16 protein-coding genes are annotated in these 17145 nt (G+C 68.9%); 5 read left to right on the top strand and 11 right to left on the bottom strand.

From position 1 onward, the window contains the following. Nucleotides 1-53: 53 nt before the first annotated feature. From GPX89_RS23710 to GPX89_RS43915, 4 genes are all read left to right on the top strand, one after another. The gene (locus GPX89_RS23710) at nt 54-1298 is read left to right on the top strand and encodes a glycosyltransferase (protein ID WP_157389738.1); all 1245 of its coding nucleotides are present in this window, start codon (nt 54-56) and stop codon (nt 1296-1298) included. Beyond that, the gene (locus tag GPX89_RS23705; RefSeq protein WP_157389737.1) at nt 1295-1480 is read left to right on the top strand and encodes a hypothetical protein; all 186 of its coding nucleotides are present in this window, start codon (nt 1295-1297) and stop codon (nt 1478-1480) included. Before GPX89_RS23710 ends, GPX89_RS23705 begins: the two co-directional genes overlap by 4 nt. Beyond that, complete coding sequence (locus GPX89_RS23700; protein WP_157389736.1) at nt 1477-3507, top strand: ArnT family glycosyltransferase; 2031 nt, start codon at nt 1477-1479, stop codon at nt 3505-3507. The genes GPX89_RS23705 and GPX89_RS23700 overlap by 4 nt, the downstream gene beginning before the upstream one ends. A 117-nt stretch (nt 3508-3624) precedes the next feature. After that, nucleotides 3625-3777, top strand: a complete 153-nt coding sequence (locus tag GPX89_RS43915; protein WP_198347550.1) for an RNA polymerase sigma factor sigma-70 region 4 domain-containing protein — start codon at nt 3625-3627, stop codon at nt 3775-3777. A gap of 14 nt (nt 3778-3791) precedes the next feature. On the opposite strand, the gene GPX89_RS23695 is transcribed toward GPX89_RS43915, so the two are convergent. The 8 genes from GPX89_RS23695 to GPX89_RS23660 form a co-directional block, all read right to left on the bottom strand. Further along, nucleotides 3792-4148 carry a hypothetical protein gene (locus tag GPX89_RS23695; RefSeq protein ID WP_157389735.1) on the bottom strand — a complete coding sequence of 119 codons (357 nt, stop codon included), beginning with the start codon at nt 4146-4148 and terminating at the stop codon, nt 3792-3794. Nucleotides 4149-4367: 219 nt separating this feature from the next. After that, a complete protein-coding gene (locus GPX89_RS23690) occupies nt 4368-4982 on the bottom strand; it encodes a TetR/AcrR family transcriptional regulator (protein WP_157389734.1) in 615 nt (204 codons plus the stop codon). A 23-nt stretch (nt 4983-5005) separates the two neighbouring features. Further along, a complete protein-coding gene (locus GPX89_RS23685; RefSeq protein WP_157389733.1) occupies nt 5006-5800 on the bottom strand; it encodes an enoyl-CoA hydratase family protein in 795 nt (264 codons plus the stop codon). An 84-nt stretch (nt 5801-5884) separates the two neighbouring features. Next, the gene (locus GPX89_RS23680; protein WP_157389732.1) at nt 5885-7048 is read right to left on the bottom strand and encodes an acyl-CoA dehydrogenase family protein; all 1164 of its coding nucleotides are present in this window, start codon (nt 7046-7048) and stop codon (nt 5885-5887) included. 3 nt (nt 7049-7051) lie between these two features. Beyond that, nucleotides 7052-9115 (bottom strand): acetyl/propionyl/methylcrotonyl-CoA carboxylase subunit alpha, encoded by a 2064-nt coding sequence (locus GPX89_RS23675; RefSeq protein ID WP_157389731.1) that lies wholly within the window; start codon nt 9113-9115, stop codon nt 7052-7054. An 8-nt stretch (nt 9116-9123) separates the two neighbouring features. Then, nucleotides 9124-10728, bottom strand: a complete 1605-nt coding sequence (locus GPX89_RS23670) for an acyl-CoA carboxylase subunit beta (protein ID WP_157389730.1) — start codon at nt 10726-10728, stop codon at nt 9124-9126. Continuing rightward, nucleotides 10725-11888 carry an acyl-CoA dehydrogenase family protein gene (locus tag GPX89_RS23665; RefSeq protein WP_157389729.1) on the bottom strand — a complete coding sequence of 388 codons (1164 nt, stop codon included), beginning with the start codon at nt 11886-11888 and terminating at the stop codon, nt 10725-10727. The genes GPX89_RS23670 and GPX89_RS23665 overlap by 4 nt, the downstream gene beginning before the upstream one ends. A 106-nt stretch (nt 11889-11994) precedes the next feature. Beyond that, entirely contained in the window at nt 11995-13710 is a 1716-nt protein-coding gene (locus tag GPX89_RS23660; protein ID WP_157389728.1) for an acyclic terpene utilization AtuA family protein, read from the bottom strand. A 167-nt stretch (nt 13711-13877) separates the two neighbouring features. On the opposite strand from GPX89_RS23660, the gene GPX89_RS23655 reads away from it, so the two are divergent. After that, nucleotides 13878-14036 (top strand): hypothetical protein, encoded by a 159-nt coding sequence (locus GPX89_RS23655; protein ID WP_157389727.1) that lies wholly within the window; start codon nt 13878-13880, stop codon nt 14034-14036. Here the strand turns inward: GPX89_RS23655 and GPX89_RS23650 are convergent, their stop codons facing one another. The 3 genes from GPX89_RS23650 to GPX89_RS23640 all read right to left on the bottom strand — a co-directional run bounded on the left by GPX89_RS23650 (nt 14037) and on the right by GPX89_RS23640 (nt 17069). After that, nucleotides 14037-14897: an adenylate/guanylate cyclase domain-containing protein gene (locus GPX89_RS23650; RefSeq protein ID WP_407939483.1), complete on the bottom strand. Its 861-nt coding sequence runs from the start codon at nt 14895-14897 to the stop codon at nt 14037-14039. A gap of 454 nt (nt 14898-15351) precedes the next feature. Further along, nucleotides 15352-16104, bottom strand: a complete 753-nt coding sequence (locus GPX89_RS23645; protein ID WP_157389726.1) for an ABC transporter permease — start codon at nt 16102-16104, stop codon at nt 15352-15354. After that, complete coding sequence (locus GPX89_RS23640) at nt 16104-17069, bottom strand: ABC transporter ATP-binding protein (protein ID WP_157389725.1); 966 nt, start codon at nt 17067-17069, stop codon at nt 16104-16106. The genes GPX89_RS23645 and GPX89_RS23640 overlap by 1 nt, the downstream gene beginning before the upstream one ends. Nucleotides 17070-17145 lie beyond the last annotated feature (76 nt).

The raw sequence follows: 17145 nt of genomic DNA, 5'->3' as shown, positions 1-17145 counted from the left end.
GCTCCCAGGCAGGGCGCAGCCTGATGTGAGTTCGGTGATCGAAATTGGTCACTATGAGCGACACCGTGACCGCCGTCCGGGAGGCGGAACCCGCAGAAGCAGTGACCGCGCCCGTCGTGGACGTGGTCGTTCCGGTCTACAACGAAGAGGTCGACCTCGGCCCCTGCGTGCGCCGGCTGCACGCCTTCCTGACCCTGAACTTCCCGTTCACGGCGCGAATCACGATCGCCGACAACGCCTCCACCGACTCCACCCTCGAGGTGGCGAAGCAGCTGGCGTCCCAGCTGGACGGCGTGCGGGTGGTGCACCTGGATCGCAAGGGCCGGGGACGCGCCCTGCGCGAGGTGTGGCAGGCCTCCGACGCCCAGGTGGTCGCCTACATGGACGTGGACCTGTCCACCGACCTCAACGCGCTGCTGCCGCTGGTCGCGCCGCTGGTGTCCGGACATTCGGATGTCGCCATCGGCACCCGGCTGGCCTCCTCCTCCCGCGTGGTGCGCGGACCCAAGCGCGAGATCATCTCCCGCTGCTACAACCTCATCCTGCGGGCGTCCCTGCAGGCCAAGTTCTCCGACGCGCAGTGCGGTTTCAAGGCCATGCGCGGCGAGGTCGCCAAACTGGTGCTGCCGCTGGTCGAGGACGGCGAATGGTTCTTCGACACCGAACTGCTGGTGCTGGCCGAGCGCATCGGGCTACGCATCCACGAGGTGCCCGTGGACTGGATCGACGACCCGGACTCGCGGGTCGACATCGTCGACACCGCCCGCAAGGACCTGCTCGGCGTCTGGCGGGTGGGCCGCGCGCTCACCACCGGCCGCCTGCCCATCAACGAGTTGCGCGCCGCCATCGGCCGCGAGCCGCTGGTCGAGGGTGTGCCGCTGGGCATGGTCGGGCAGCTGGTGCGGTTCGGCATCGTCGGCGTCACCTCGACGCTGGCCTACCTACTGCTCTACGTGCTCCTACAGGGGATCACGGGTGCGCAGGCCGCCAACTTCCTGGCGCTGCTGATCACCGCGATCGGCAATACCGCCGCCAACCGCGCCTTCACCTTCGGGGTGCGCGGGTCGAATCAGGCGGTGTCGCACCACTTCCAGGGCCTCGCCATCTTCGGCGTCGCCTGGGCGCTCACCAGTGGCTCGCTCTACACCCTGCATCACTGGGCGCCGGACGCGGCGGTGCATCTCGAACTCGTGGTGCTGGTGATCGCGAATCTGGTCGCGACGCTGCTGCGGTTCGTCGGTCTGCGCTGGGTGTTCCGCAATGCCGGTAAGCATCCCGTGCCCGAGGGGGTTCGGTGACCATCGTCTTCCCTGCGCCGCAAGCGCTTCCGAACGACGGCTTCCGGCTGCTGCGGGTCGACTTCCCCGGCCGCAGCCACCCCGAACACGGCGATCTGCCCTTCTGGACCGACCCCGCCGATTCCCCGACCGACCGAGCTGATTCCCCGACCGACCGAGCTGACCGAGGAGGCGACCGATGACCGCGACACTGACCGAACCCCGGCTCTCCCCGCCACCGGCCGAGCCGCCCGCGAACGGCTCCGGCCGCCGGGAGTACCTGGCACTGGCGGCACTGCTCGTCGGCACCGCCGTCGCCTACATCTGGAACCTGGCCGCGAACGGCTGGGCCAACTCCTTCTACGCCGCGGCCGTGCAGGCCGGTTCGGTGTCGTGGAAGGCGATGTTCTTCGGCTCCTCCGACGCGGCCAACTCCATCACCGTGGACAAGACGCCACTGTCGTTGTGGCCCATGGAGATCTCGGTCCGCCTCTTCGGGCTGCACGCCTGGAGCATGCTGCTGCCGCAGGCGCTGCTGGGCGTGGCGTCGGTGGCGCTGCTGTGGGCCATCGTGCGCCGCGACTTCGGCGCGAGCGCCGGACTGCTGGCGGGGCTGGTACTGGCGCTGACTCCCATTGCCGCGGTGATGTTCCGGTTCAACAACCCGGACGCCATGCTGGTGTTCCTCATGCTGGCCGCGGCCTGGGCCATGACTCGCGCGGTGGCCGACGGCCGCTGGCGCTGGCTGCTGCTCACCGGCGCGTTCATCGGATTGGGCTTCCTGGCAAAGCAATTGCAGGTGCTGCTGGTGGTGCCGGCGCTGGCGCTGACCTACTTGATCGCGGGCCCGCCCAAGCTGGGCACGCGGATCGCGCAGCTGTTCGGGGCGCTGGCGGGCATGGTCGTGGGCGCGGGCTGGTGGGTGCTGCTGGCCGAGCTGTGGCCCGCCTCGGACCGGCCGTACTTCGGCGGCTCCCAGCACAATTCGATCATCGAACTGACCCTCGGCTACAACGGTCTCGGCCGCCTCAATGGCGATGAGACCGGCAGTGTCGGCGGATTCGGCGGCGGCGAGCAGATGCCGACCGGCGGCGGAGGCATGTGGGGCACGCCCGGTATCGGGCGGCTGTTCCAGCCGCAGCAGGCCGGTCAGATCGCCTGGCTCATCCCGGCGGCGCTGGTGCTGCTGGTCGTGGGACTCGTGTTGCGCGGCAAGCTGACCCGCACCGATCCGCGGCGGGCCACGCTCATCCTGTTCGGCGGCTGGCTGCTGGGCACCGGGCTGGTGTTCAGCTTCATGAAGGGCATCTTCCACCCGTATTACACCGTGGCGCTGGCCCCGGCGGTGGCCGCGCTCGTCGGCGTGGGCTCGGTGCTCGCCTGGCAGCACCGCGACACCCTGTGGGTGCGCCTGACCACCGCCCTGGCAGTGGGTCTGACCACCGCGACGTCGTGGATCATCCTGTCCCGCAGTACCTCCTTCGTGCCGTGGCTGCGCTGGGTGGTTCTGGTCGGCGGCATCGTCGCCACCCTGCTCGTCCTGATTCGCCTGCCGCGCAAGGCCGGTCTGGTCGCCGCGGCGGCGGCAGTACTGGTCGGTTTGGCCGGACCGATCGCGTACACCGTGAACGGGCTGACCACGGCCCACCAGGGCCCCATGCCCTCGGCCGGACCCATGACCCGCGGTGGCTGGGGTCCGGGCGGACACGGCTTCGGCGATCGGCCCGCTGGCGGCTTCGGCGGTCCCGGCGGTCAGCGCGGCGCGGCCGGAAACCACGGTGACACCGCGGGCTTCCCCGGCAACACCGCCGGAAAGGGCGGCGGCCCCGGCGATTTCGGCGGCGGTGCGGGCAACATGATGATGGCGAGCACCCCGAGCGACAAGGTCACCGCGCTGTTGAAGGCCGACGGCTCCGACTACACCTGGGTGGCCGCCACGGTCAGCTCCAACTCGGCGGCCGGCTTCCAGCTGGCGACCCAGTTGCCGGTCATGCCGGTCGGCGGCTTCAACGGCAGCGACCCGTCCCCGACATTGGCTCAGTTCCAGGAGTACGTGCAGGTCGGAAGGATCCACTACTTCATCAGCGGCAGCCAGATGGGCGGCGGCGAGCGCGGCGGCAACAGCAACAGCCAGAGCTCTCAGATCACCGCATGGGTCAAGGAGCACTTCGACTCTCAGGAAGTGGACGGCATCACCCTCTACGACCTGACGGCCCCGAAGACCACATAACCGGCGGGCTTGCCACCGCCACAACCGAACCGAGCGTCAGGATCCCGATCCGGTCCTGACGCTCGGTTCTTCTTCATAGACTGGATGTGACGGCCGTCACGATCCAGGGAATCCGCCATGAGCACGCCGTATCCCCTCAGCGATGAGCACCGAGAAGCCTTCTGGCGCAAGGCCGGTTGGCATCCCCATCTCCCGGAGCCCGAGCGCGAGGCCATCGAACGCCGCTGGGACGACGAATCCATCGAGATCGCAGAGATTTTCGGCTTCTGAGCGCTGGCCCCGATTCAGCTCCACCGAAGGTGCAGGCGTCTGTCGATGGCCAGCAGCCGCTCGCCTGGCCGAGGGTCCGGATCGATGATCCGGCACAGGAAGGCGAGCACCCGCATGGCGGGCGAAAGCGACCACACCATAGGCGGGGACAGCCAATCGTCCGGGGCCCGCTTGTCGATGTAGGACCGTATTCCCGGACCGTGCCCGAGGTCGACCGACACGCGATCGGCGGTCAATTGATTGCGTCGCCGAACCGCGCGTGTCCCGAGCCCCTGCCCGAGCGCACCCACCGCGAACGCGACCATCGCGGGCATGCCGAACCAGTGGCTCAGCAACACGCCCGACCCGGCGTACAGGCCGAGCCACAGCACGGCTCCCACGGTGCGCCCGACCCATGTGGACGATCCGAGGCCGGACACGCCGGCGTAGACGAGAGCGAACGGCAGTCTCGCCGGACTCGAACGAACCTGCGGATTCCAATCTCGGAGCATTCATGTGGCCCCCCACCCGATCTCCAAGCCACTCCCGAATCTCCAGGATAGGCAACGGAACCCGGCGCGGACCGCCCCCGATTCCGGGGGCCGCGCAGGTCAGCGGGGGGCGGTGAGTGCCATGTGGAGGGTGGCGGCCCACTGCTGGACGATTTCCTTGCGGCGCAGGGAGTCGTCGGTGAGGACGTCGGCCAGGCCCAGGCCGCGAGCCAGGTCGAGGGTGGCTTGGACGAGATGGTGGGTGACGGGGTCGGTGTCGTCGACGCCGAGCGCCTCGATCGCCATGCGGTGGGAGATGCGGCCGAAGCGGGCTTCCATGGGGACGATTCGCTCGCGCAGGACCGGGTCTGCGGCGGCGTGGGTCCAGACCTGCAGGGCCGCTTTGAAGAGCGGGCTCGTGTAGGACTCGACCAGGCCCGCGACCACCGCTTCGGTGCGGGCCACGCCCTCGGCTACCTCGGAGACCGCGAGGGCGTCGGCCTTGGCCTGGTCCATCCGGGTCTCGAACATGTACTCGAGCGCCGCGGTGATCAGGTCCTCGCGGGTGGGGAAATGGTGCTGGGCGGCACCGCGCGACACCCCGGCGCGTTCGGCGACCACGGCGACCGTGGCGGCTGCCCAGCCGGTTTCGGCCAGGCAGTCGATGGTCGCCTCCAGCAGCCGCTGCCGGGTGGCCCGGCTGCGGTCCTGCTTCGGTTCGTGGGGTGTCGCCATGGTCGCCTATTCTGCCGAGTCGCCTATTCCGCCCAACTCGCCGGGCGGCGCTGCATGAACGCGGTGATGCCCTCGATCACCTCGGGCGTGCCGAAGAAGCTCGCGGAACGCTTCGCCAACTCCTCGGCCGAGCGGTCGAAGTCGGCCAGCAACCCGGCGTTGACCAGCTGTTTGGCCTCGGCCAGTCCCTGCGGCGAACCCTTGCGCAGTTCCCCGCGCAGCCGGGCCACCTCGGCGGCCGGATCCTCGACGGCCACCGTGATCAGGCCGATCCGCTCGGCCTCGGCGGCGTCGAAGGTCTCGCCGGTCTGGAAGTAGCGCGCCGCCGAGCGGCCGGTCATGCGCGGCAGCAGGGTCAGCGAGATCATGAACGGCGCCAGGCCGATGCGCACCTCGGTGAGGGCGAAGCTGCTGTCGTGCCCGGCGACCACCAGATCACAGGCGGCGATGATGCCCATGCCGCCCGCGCGCACATTGCCGTTCACCTGCGCCACAACGGGTTTCGGCATCGCGAGGATGTCGCGCAGCACCGAGATCATCCAGCGGGTGCGGATATCGGCGGCGGCCGCCGGGTCGGCGTCCACCGCCTCCTTGAGATCCGCGCCCGCACAGAAGGTATTGCCGGTGTGGGTGAGCACCACGCCGCGCACGGCGTCGTCGGCCGCCGCCTTGGCCAGCCCCTCCAGCAGCTCCGTCACCAGCCGCGAGGACAGGGCGTTGCGATTGTGCGGCGAGTCCAGGGTCAGCACCGCGAACCCGTCGCGCACCTCGTAGCGCACGAACGGCGCGGCCGCGGCGGCACCGGCTGTGTCGGTCATCGAATACTCCTGCTGCTGTGTGGCTTTCGGATGCGAACGGTACGAGTGGCGGTGGCCGCGCACCGCCGCCACTCGTCACCCCGGTCAGTAGGACCGGGGCAGACCCAGCGAGTGCTGGGAGACGAAGTTGAGGATCATCTCGCGGCTGACCGGGGCGACCCGGGCGATGCGGGACGCCGCCAGCATGCCCGCCAGCCCGACATCGGAGGTCAGGCCGGAACCGCCATGGGTCTGGATCGCCTGGTCCAGCGCCTTGATACTGGCCTCAGCCGCAGCGTATTTCGCCATATTGGCGGCCTCGGCCGCGCCGAAGTCGTCGCCGGAGTCGTAGAGGAACGCGGCCTTCTGCATCATGACCTTGGCCAGTTCCAGCTCGATCTTCACCTGCGCGAGCGGATGCGAGATGCCCTGGTGCGAACCGATCGGCGCACCCTTCCACACGGCCCGCTCCTTGGCGTACTTCACCGCCGCGTCGATGGCGTAGCGGCCCATGCCGACCGCCATGGCCGCGCCCATGATCCGCTCCGGGTTCAGGCCCGCGAACAGCTGCGCGATGGCCGCGTCCTCCTGGCCGACCAGGGCGGTGGCGGGCAGCCGGACCTCGTCGAGGAACAGCGTGAACTGGTTGTCCGGCTCGATGATGTCCATCTCCTGCTTCGTCTTCACGAAGCCGGGGGTGTCGACGGGCACGATGAACAGGGCGGGCTGCAGGTTGCCGGTCTTGGCATTCTCGGAGCGGGCCACGATGAGCACGGCCTCGGCCTGGTCCACGCCGGAGATGAAGATCTTGCGGCCGTTGAGGATCCAATCCTCGCCGTCACGCCGCGCGGTGGTGGTGATCTTGTGCGAGTTGGAGCCCGCGTCCGGCTCGGTGATGCCGAAGACCATCTTCGACGAACCGTCGGCCAGCGTGGTCAGCCACTCCTGCTTCTGCGCCTCGGTACCGTACTTGGTGATGATGGTGCCGCAGATGGCGGGCGAGACCACCATGAGCAGCAGGCCGCAGCCCTGCGCCGCCAATTCCTCCTGGACGAGCGCGAGTTCGTAGATGCCCGCGCCACCGCCGCCGTACTCCTCGGGCAGGTTCACACCCAGGAAGCCGAGCTTGCCCGCCTCGTCCCACAGCTCGTCGAAGGGCTCGTTGCGGCGCGCCTTCGGCCCGGCGTAGTCGCGGAAGTTGTACTTGGCGGCCAGCTTGGCCACCGCGGCCCGCAGCGCCTTCTGCTCGTCGGTCTCGATGAAACTCATTGCCTACTCCTGATCTTCGCTGTGGACCACGGCAAGTACCGCGCCGACTTCGACCTGCTGGCCGGCGGAAACATTCAATTCGGTGAGGATGCCCGCGGCGGGGGCGGCGATGGTGTGCTCCATCTTCATGGCCTCCAGCCACAGGATCGGCTGGCCCTTCTCGAGCCGGTCGCCGACCGCCGCGCCGACGCGGATCACCGCGCCCGGCATGGGGGCCAGCAGCGAGCCCTCGGCCACCTGATCGGCCGGGTCCTCGAAGCGCGGCAGGCGGCGCACCGCCACCGGGCCGAGCGGGGAGTCCACCGTCACCAGGTCGCCGTAGCGGGCGATCTCGAAGCGGCGGCGCACCGGACCGCGCTCGCCGGGGACCTGGAGGATCACCAGATCCGGTGTGGCCTCCAGCAATTCGAGGCCCTCGAAGCCCTCGACCTCGAGACCCGTGCGGGTCAGCCGGTAGCGCACCTCGTGCTTGCCGGTCAGCCGCGACTCGTAGGACTTGGACTGCGGCTGCGACGGCAGGTTGCGCCAGCCGCTGGGCACGCCGCGGACGACCCGGGCCGCACGCCGGTTGGCGGCGGCGTCGGCGAGCGCGGCGGCCACGATGGAGAGCTGCTCGTCGCCCTCGGAAACCAGTGGGGCCGAGAGCTTTTCGAGATCATGGGTCGCGAAGAACGCCGTATCGGTGTCGCCCGCCAGGAACGCCGGGTGGCGCAGTACCCGCACCAGCAGATCGCGGTTGGTGACCAGGCCGTGGATCTTGGCCCGCTGCAACGCGCTCGCCAGCAGATGCGCGGCCTCGTCACGCGTTTCGGCGAAGGAGATGACCTTCGACAGCATGGGGTCGTAGTGCACGCCGACCACCGAGCCGTCCACCACACCGGTGTCCAGGCGCACGCCCGGCTCGGTCAGCACGGTGAATTCGCCCAGGGTGCCGGGGATGTCGAGCTTGTGGACCGGGCCGGACTGCGGCTGCCAGTCGTGCGCCGGGTCCTCGGCGTAGAGCCGCACCTCGATGGAGTGCCCGCGCATCTCCGGCTGCCGCGCGGGCAGCGGGCGGCCCGCCGCGACCTGCAACTGCAACCGCACCAGGTCCAGGCCGGTGACCTGCTCGGTAACCGGATGTTCCACCTGCAGACGGGTATTCATCTCCAGGAAGAAGAAGTCGCCCTTCTCGTCGGCCAGGAACTCGACGGTGCCCGCACCCTCGTAGCCGATGGCCTCCGACGCCAGCCGGGCCGCCTCGAACAGCCGCGCCCGCATGCTCTGCCCATCGGCCATGCGCGCGGGCCCTGCGTGGTTACGCTCCGCTGCCTCCTCCGGGCCTGACGCGCGCATGGCGTCGATCTTCTCGACCAGCGGCGAGGGGGCTTCCTCCACAACCTTCTGGTGGCGGCGCTGGATCGAGCACTCGCGCTCGCCGACCGCCCACACCGTGCCGTGGGTGTCGGCCATGACCTGCACCTCGATGTGGCGGCCGGTCTCCAGGTAGCGCTCGCAGAACACGGTCGGGTCGCCGAACGCGGAGGCGGCCTCCCGCTGCGCGGCCTCGATCTGCGGTGTCAGCTCGGACAATTCACGCACAACGCGCATGCCGCGACCACCACCACCGGCGGACGCCTTGATGAGCACCGGCAGCATGTCGGCGGTGACCTCGGCCGGGTCCAGCTGCTTCAGCACCGGGACACCGGCGGCGTCCATCATCTTCTTGGACTCGACCTTCGAGCCCATCTGCTCGATGGCCGCGACCGGCGGGCCGATCCAGGTGAGACCCGCGGCCTGCACGGCCTTCGCGAATTCGGCGTTCTCGGAAAGGAATCCGTAGCCCGGGTGGATCGCGTCGGCACCGGCCGCCAGGGCCGCCTCGATGATCAGCTCGGCGCGCAGATAAGTCTCGCCAGGGGTGTTGCCCGGCAGGCGGATTGCGGCGTCCGCCTCGGCGACATGCGGGGCGTTCGCATCGGCGTCCGAATAGACGGCCGTGGTCGCGATACCCATCCGGCGACACGTCGCGAAAACCCGGCGTGCGATCTCGCCTCGGTTGGCGACCAGAACGTTCGTAATCTCCATGTCTGGCCTCACATCCGGAAGACGCCGAAGCCCTCGGCGCCCTTGATCGGGGAATTGTGGATGGCGGACAACGCCATTCCCAAGACCGTGCGGGTGTCACGCGGGTCGATGACGCCGTCGTCGTAGAGGCGGCCCGACATGAACATGGGCAGCGATTCGGCCTCGATCTGCGCCTCGATCATGGCGCGCAGCCCGGCGTCCTGCTCCTCGTTGAACGGGATGCCGCGCGCCTCGTTGGCGGCCCGGCCCACGATGGAGATGACGCCCGCCAGCTGCGCACCGCCCATGACGGCGGATTTCGCACTGGGCCAGGCGAACACGAAACGTGGATCGTAGGCGCGCCCGCACATGCCGTAGTGGCCCGCGCCGTAGGACGCGCCCATGAGCAGCGAGATGTGCGGCACCTTCGAGTTCGACACCGCGTTGATCATCTGCGCGCCGTGCTTGATGATGCCTTTCTGCTCGTACTCCTTGCCGACCATGTAGCCGGTGGTGTTGTGCAGGAACAACAGTGGCGTGTTCGACTGATTGGCCAGCTGGATGAACTGGGTCGCCTTCTGGGCTTCCTCGGAGAACAGCACGCCGCGGGCGTTGGCGAGGATGCCGACCGGGTAGCCGTGCAGTTCGGCCCAGCCGGTGGCCAGGCTGGAACCGTAGAGCGGCTTGAACTCGTCGAAGTCGGAGCCGTCGACCACGCGGGCGATGACCTCGCGCGGATCGAACGGGATCTTGAGGTCGCCCGGCACGATGCCGAGCAGCTCCTCCTGGTCGTAGAGCGGCTCGATGACCTGATCGATCGGCCGCGCCGCCGGACCCTGCTTCTGCCAGTTCAGGCGCTTGACGATGGACCGGCCCAGCCTGATCGCGTCCTGTTCGTCCACGGCCAGATAATCGGCCAGACCCGAAGTGCGGGCGTGCATTTCCGCACCGCCCAGCGATTCGTCGTCGGACTCCTCACCGGTGGCCATCTTGACCAGCGGCGGACCGCCCAGGAACACCTTGGAGCGCTCCTTGATCATGACCGTGTAGTCGGACATGCCCGGGATGTACGCGCCACCCGCGGTGGAGTTGCCGAAAACCAGTGCGATGGTGGGGATTCCGGCCGCCGAGAGCCGCGTCAGGTCCCGGAACATGCGCCCGCCGGGGACGAACACCTCCTTCTGCGTCGGCAGGTCCGCGCCGCCGGACTCGACCAGGCCGATCACCGGCAGCCGGTTCTCCAGCGCGATGTCGTTCATCCGCAGCGTCTTGCGCAGCGTCCACGGGTTCGAGGTGCCGCCGCGCACCGTCGGATCCGGCGCGGTGATCAGGCACTCGACGCCCTCGACGATGCCGATGCCCGCGATGACGCTTCCGCCCACATGGAAGTCGCTGCCCCAACCGGCCAGCGGGGCCAGCTCCAGGAACGGCGAGTCCTCGTCGATGAGCAGTTCGATGCGCTCGCGCGCGGTCAGCTTGCCGCGCTTGCGATGGCGCGCCAGCTTCTCCGGGCCGCCGCCCGCGATGTTCTTGGCGTACTCGGCCTCCACCTCGGCCAGCTTGGTGGTCATGGCCTCGGCGGCGGACCGGTACTCCGCCGAATTCGGGTCTACGGAAGTGCGCAGGATGGTCAAGACTGGAACCCCAATCGCTTGGCCGCGAGGCTGGTCAGGATCTCGTTGGTGCCGCCGCCGATGCCGAGGATGCGGACATCGCGGTAGTGGCGCTCGACTTCGGACTCACGCATGTAGCCGAGACCGCCGAAGAGCTGGACCGCCTGGTGGGCAACCCATTCCGCGGTCTCCACCGCGGTGTTCTTCGCGAAGCACACCTCGGCGATGAGATCGGTCTCGCCGCGGGCGGCGCGCTCGGCGAGCGCGTGCGTGTAGACGCGGGCGACGTCGATGCGGCGGGCCATCTCCGACAGCGTGTTCTGCACGGCCTGACGGCTGATCAGCGGACGGCCGAAGGTCTCCCGGTCCCTGGTCCATTGCAGCGTCAGATCCAGGCAGCGCTGCGCGTGCCCGTACGCCTGCACCGCCAGGCCCACCCGCTCGCTCACGAAAGCCTGTGCGATCTGGGCGAATCCACTGTTCTCCGGTCCCACCAGATTGGAGACCGGAACCCGCACATCGACATACGAGAGTTCGGCGGTGTCCGAACACAGCCAGCCCATCTTCTCCAGCTTGCGGCTGACCGTGAAGCCGGGCGTGCCCTTCTCCACCACCAGCAGCGACACACCGGCCGCGCCGGGGCCTCCCGTCCGCACCGCGGTCACCACGAAATCGGCGCGCACGCCGGAGGTGATGAAGGTCTTGGACCCGTTCACGATGAACTCGTCGCCGTCGCGCACCGCGGTCGTGCGCAGGTGCCCGACATCGGAACCGCCACCCGGCTCGGTGATCGCCAGCGACCCGATCTTCTCGCCCGCCAGCGTCGGCTTCACCCAGCGCTCGATGTGCTCGGCATTGCCGGAAGCGATGATGTGCGGCACCGCGATACCGCAGGTGAACAGGGAGGCGAACAGCCCGCCCGAGCACCCCGCGTAGTGCATCTCCTCGGCCACGATGGCCGCGTCGATGCCGTCACCGCCGGATCCGCCCGCGGACTCCGGGAATTGGATGCCCAGCAGCCCCAGCGCCCCCGCCTTCTTGTGCAGCTCGCGTGGCAGCAGCCCCTCCCGCTCCCAGTCGTCCAGGTACGGCAGCACCTCCCGCTCCGCGAAACCGCGCACGGTGGCGCGCAATTCGCGCCGTTCCGGCGTCCGCCAGGGGTCCACGTACTCGGCACTCATACCGCCCCGTTCCCTTCCGCGAGGCCGATTCCCCGCCGGTCGACACTTCGTCCGCCGGGCACGCGCGCTCGCACCCGGCAGGTATTTCCGCTTCGCCCGAGGCTGGTCACGGCAGCAACTCCACGGGAATGTCCAGATACCTGGCCCGCAGCCACTCGCCCAGCCCCTTGGCCTGCGGGTCGAAGCGGGCCTGATAGGCGACGCCCTCACCCAGCAGACCTTCGACAATGAAGTTGAGCGCCTTCAGGTTCGGCAGTACGTGCCGCACGACCGGCAGCTCGGCGGTCTCGGGCAGCAGGCGGCGCAGTTCATCGACGGTCAGGGTGTGCACCAGCCAGCGCCACTGTTCCTCGGTACGCACCCAGACGCCGATATTGGCATTGCCGCCCTTGTCACCGCTGCGGGCCAAGGCGATCGTGCCCAGCGGGACGCGGGAGGTCGCTCCGGCCGGAAGCGGCTGCGGCAGTGCCGGTTCCGCGACAGCATCCAGCTCCAGCGTCTCCCCCGCCGGTGCGATCGCCACCTCGGCCCCGTCGGCGAGCACCGCCGTGTGCGGGACCTCCTTGGAATCCACGTATCCCGGGGTGAACACGCCGTAGGGTCCGCCGTTGCCGGGCGGGGCCGTCAGGGAGAAGCCGGGGAAGCTGGCCAGCGCCAATTCGACCGCGACACTGGAGAAGGCGCGGCCCACCTTGTTCGGGTCCGGGTCGCGCACCACGCAGCGCAGCAGCGCACTGGCCTGCTCCTCGGTGTCGGCGTCGGGTCGGTCCAGCCGCGCCAGGGTCCAGTCCAGCTCCGCGGGCCGTACGGTCAGCCAGGACTCCAGCTGGCGTTGTGCCAGTGCGGCTTTGGCCTCGATGTCCAGGCCGGTGAGGATGAACTCCATCTCGTTGCGGAAGCCGCCGATGGTGTTGGTCGACACCTTGGTCTGCGGCGGCGGGGCCTCACCGGTGACGCCGCTGATCAGGACGCGGTCCGGTCCCTCCTGGCTCACCTGGATGCTGTCCAGGCGGGTGGTGACATCGGGTCCGGCATACCGCGCACTCTGAATCTCGTACATGAGTTGCGCTTTCACCGTGTCCACGGTGACCGCGCCGCCCGTGCCCTCGTGCTTGGTGATCACGCTGCTGCCGTCGCGCCGCACCTCGGCGATCGGGAAGCCCGGCCGCCCCAGATCGGCGATCTCGGTGAAGAAGGCGAAATTGCCGCCGGTGGCCTGGGTGCTGCATTCGATCACGTGGCCCGCCACCACCGCACCGGCCAGGGCGTCGTAATCGGTTCGGCCCCAGCCGAAGTGCGCGGCCGCGGGACCCACCACCACCGAGGCGTCGGTGACCCGCCCGGTCACCACGATGTCCGCCCCCGCGGACAGGCATTCCGCGATGCCCCACGCGCCCAGATAGGCATTGGCGGTCAGCGGCGCGCCCAGTCCGAGCTCCGTGGCCCGTGCCAGCAGATCGTCGCCGGTCACATACGCGACCTTCGGTGCGAGACCGAGCTTTTCGGCCACCTCCCGCACCCGCTGCGCGAGCCCGGCCGGATTCAGGCCGCCCGCGTTCGCGACGATCTTCACGCCGCGCTCCAGCGCCAGCCCGAGGCTGCCTTCCAATTGCTTCACAAAGGTTTTGGCGTAACCGAGGTTCGCGTCCTTCATGCGATCCCGCCCCAGGATCAGCATGGTGAGCTCGGCCAGATAGTCCCCGGTCAGGACGTCGAGCTGCCCGCCCTCGAGCATCTCCCGCATGGCGCTGTGCCGGTCGCCGTAGAACCCGGAACAATTGCCGATCCGGATGACATCCGGAGTGTCGGCGAGCTGACTCATGTAGGGCCTCCTGTGCACACCCGAGTCCGGCGCGGCGTCGTCGCCGCGGTCGGTTACAGGGTCACATCCGCTCCAGAAAAAATCAAGCCCGCGTGCTTGTTATTTGCGGAATCGGCAGGTCACGACCACCCTCCGGCGCGGCGGCAACCTTCGGGCAGACTGTTCGGGTGTCCACCGACGTCACCGCCATCGTCCTGCTCGCCCTCGCCGGATTCCTCCTCGGCGGGGCGTACTCCCTCTTCAAGAACTCGCGCCCGATCGCCATCGGGCTCGGCGCGTGCGGCGTCCTCGCGGCCGTGGGCGCGGTCCTATATATGACGCACTAGCTATTCGGCTTCGAGCCGGAAGATGCGGAGATCTTCGGGGACACCGCTGAGCGGGGCCGCGAAAAAGCTGCGGCGGTAGGGCTTTATGCCCATGCCCAGCTCCTCGAGGGTCTCCGGCTTCAGGGCGTCCAGGGTCGCCCCCGAGAGCATGGTGTTGCCGTTGCCGCCCGCCTCCATGACCCGCGCCGCGATGTTCACGTCGATGCCGAGCCAGTCGCCGCCGATCTCGCGCGGGCTGCCGGTGTGCAGGCCCAGGCGCATCTGCGGACGGTAGCCGTCCACCGAGACCGTCGACAGATTCTCCTTGGCGGCCACGGCCGCCCGCACGGCCCGATCCGCGGACGGGAAGACGGCCATGACCCCGTCGCCCATGCGCTTGACCACCTGGCCGCCGCGATCGTTGATCGGCGGTTCGATGGCCTTGGCCACCCGGCGCAGCAGGTCCAGGGTCACCTCGTCGCCGGCGGCGAGGGACCAGCTGGAGAACGCCACCAGATCGGTGAACATGATGGTGATCTCCTGGGGGCCGCGACCCTTGCCGACCCGCTCCAGCATGGCCTGCCAGACCTGCAGCGCGCCCAGCCCCACTTCCCGTGCGGCACTCGGGGTATCGCCGACCAGCTTGTCGGCCGCGCGGGCCACGGCCCGGGCGCCGCCCGGACCGGAGACCGAGAGCGGATCGCCGAAGGCCGGGTCGCCCGGCAGGTTCTCGCGGGCCTTGCGGACCAGGCCGATGATGTCGCCGCGCTGATTGGCGGCATTGACCAGGGCGGAGAGCTGTCCGGGAAAGCGGCCGCGGCGACGCGGCTGCGCGTCGGATTCGTCGACGTCCTCGGAGAGTTCCGCGGGAATCAAGGGGATGACCACATCCGGATCGATGCGGGGTTCCCGCGCCCGGTTGCCGGACGCGTCGCGCGACCGGTTGCGATCGGTTCCCAGTCCGTCCGTGCGGTTCGCGTCGTTGGCGCGTTCACCGCCGTCGGAGGGTCGTTCGCTCACGCCCAGAGCGTATCCCAGCGCTCCGTCGTGGGACGGATCAATCATGGCCACCTGACACCTCCCGATCGGTGTGAGCGGCCGCTTCGTTGGGCCCGCCGATGTTTCAGTGTTGTGGTTGCTGACGCGATGCTACCGACCGTCCAGTCCTGGATCTAGATGATTCCAGCCGGAAGCGAAAGTTTTCACACACTGTTGACCCGCCCCTTCCCATGACATCGGCCCGATACGGAAATCCGTATCGGGCCGATGCGCGCCGCCGTGCCGGGCAGTGGCCGGCGGCTCCCCGGGCAGGGTCTATTTCATTCTCGGGACACAGCTATGCGTCGCGCTTATTTACCACGAACAACGCGGCCGCGGAGATCAATGCGACGAAGATCGTGAAGTAGACGAGGCTGCCCCACGGACCCCAGTGCCAGTCACCCGAACGGTCGGTCATGGTGAAGAAGCGCCGCGCGTTCTGGAAGGGCAACAGCGGACCGACCTCGCGGCCGAAGCTGCCGAAGGCCGCGAGCAGGGTCTCCAGCACCAAGGGCCAGACCAGAAGGATGGTGATGGCGGCGGCGGACTGCCGAACCAGCACACCCACAGCTACCGCGAGAATCGCGGTCAGCAGGGCGTAGACCGGGACGCCGAACAGTGCCCGCCACGCCTCCGAGCCCGACAGGTCGAGCAGCGGGGAGGACCCGTAGATGGCACGGAACAGCACATAGGACAGCACGCACAGCACCGCGGTGAGCACCGCCGCGTAGCCGGCCAGCAGCGCGGCCTTCGTCGCGATGACCCGGGTGCGCATCGGCGTCGCGAGGAAGGACGTGCGAATGACGCCGAAACGGTATTCGCTGGTCACCGACAGCGTCGCCATGATCATGAGGATCAGCACGCCGAAGCCGCTCACGCTCGACACCGCGTCGGAGACACTGGGCTGCACCGAGTGGTCGGTCTTGGACGAATGGCTCACCACCGCGCCGAGCACGGCCAGGCCCAGGCCCAGCACCACCACGACGGCCGAGCACCACCACGGCGAACGGGTCGAGGTGAGCTTGATTCGTTCCGCGGTCAGCACTCCCATCAGAGCGCACCTCCCATAACCTGGTCGAAGCCTTCGCCGTGGTACTGCACCGCACCGCCGGTCATGCGCATGAACGCCTCCTCCAGCGAGGCGCGCTGCGGCGAGAGCTCGTAGAGCGTGATGTCGTTGGCGCCGGCCAGTTTTCCGACCGCGTCACTGGTGACACCGGCCACGACGAGAGCGGGACCGTCGGCCCCGGTGTCCTTGCCGTTCAACGGAGCGCCGTCCTCGCGCACGGTCATGCCGTTCGAGGTGAGCAGGCTGCGCAACTGGTCCAGCTGCGGACTGCGCACGCGCACGGACTGTTCCGACGCCTTCTCGATGAAATCCTTTGTGCTGGTGTCGGCCATGAGGCGGCCGCGGCCGATCACGATGAGATGTTCGGCGGTCTGCGCCATTTCGGAGAGCAGGTGGCTCGACACCAGGACCGTGCGGCCCTCGGCGGCCAGCCGCTGCATGAAGCGGCGGATCCACAGAATGCCCTCGGGATCGAGGCCGTTGACCGGCTCGTCGAACAGCAGCACCTGCGGGTCGCCGAGCAGCGCCCCGGCCAGGCCGAGGCGCTGTGACATGCCCAGGGAGAAGCCGCCCGCCCGCTTACCGGCCACCTCCGAGAGGCCGACCAGGCGCAGCACCTCCTCCACCCGGGACTGCGGAATGTCATTGGAGGCGGCCATCCAGCGCAGATGCGAACGCGCGGAACGGTTGGGATGCACCCACTTCGCGTCGAGCAGCGCGCCGACGGTCTCGAGTGGGCGCTTCAGATCCTGATACGGCTTGCCATTGATCAGCGCCGTGCCCGCGGTCGGGGTATCCAGTCCCAGGATCATGCGCATGGTGGTCGACTTGCCCGCCCCGTTCGGGCCGAGGAAGCCGGTCACCTGCCCCGGTTGAACCGTGAAGGACAGATCCGACACCGCAACCGTCTGGCCGTAGTGCTTGGTCAGACCTCTCAGTTCGATCATGGGCACCAGTCTTCCCCACATTCGCAGTGCGCACTATCGCTATTTGGTAGCGCGTCGCTCATACCTGAGGATGACT

This window comes from Nocardia terrae, from assembly GCF_009760405.1.
Lineage (GTDB): Bacteria > Actinomycetota > Actinomycetes > Mycobacteriales > Mycobacteriaceae > Nocardia > Nocardia terrae.
The sequence above is the reverse complement of the archived record's forward strand: the minus strand, read 5'-3'. Positions and strand labels throughout refer to the sequence as shown.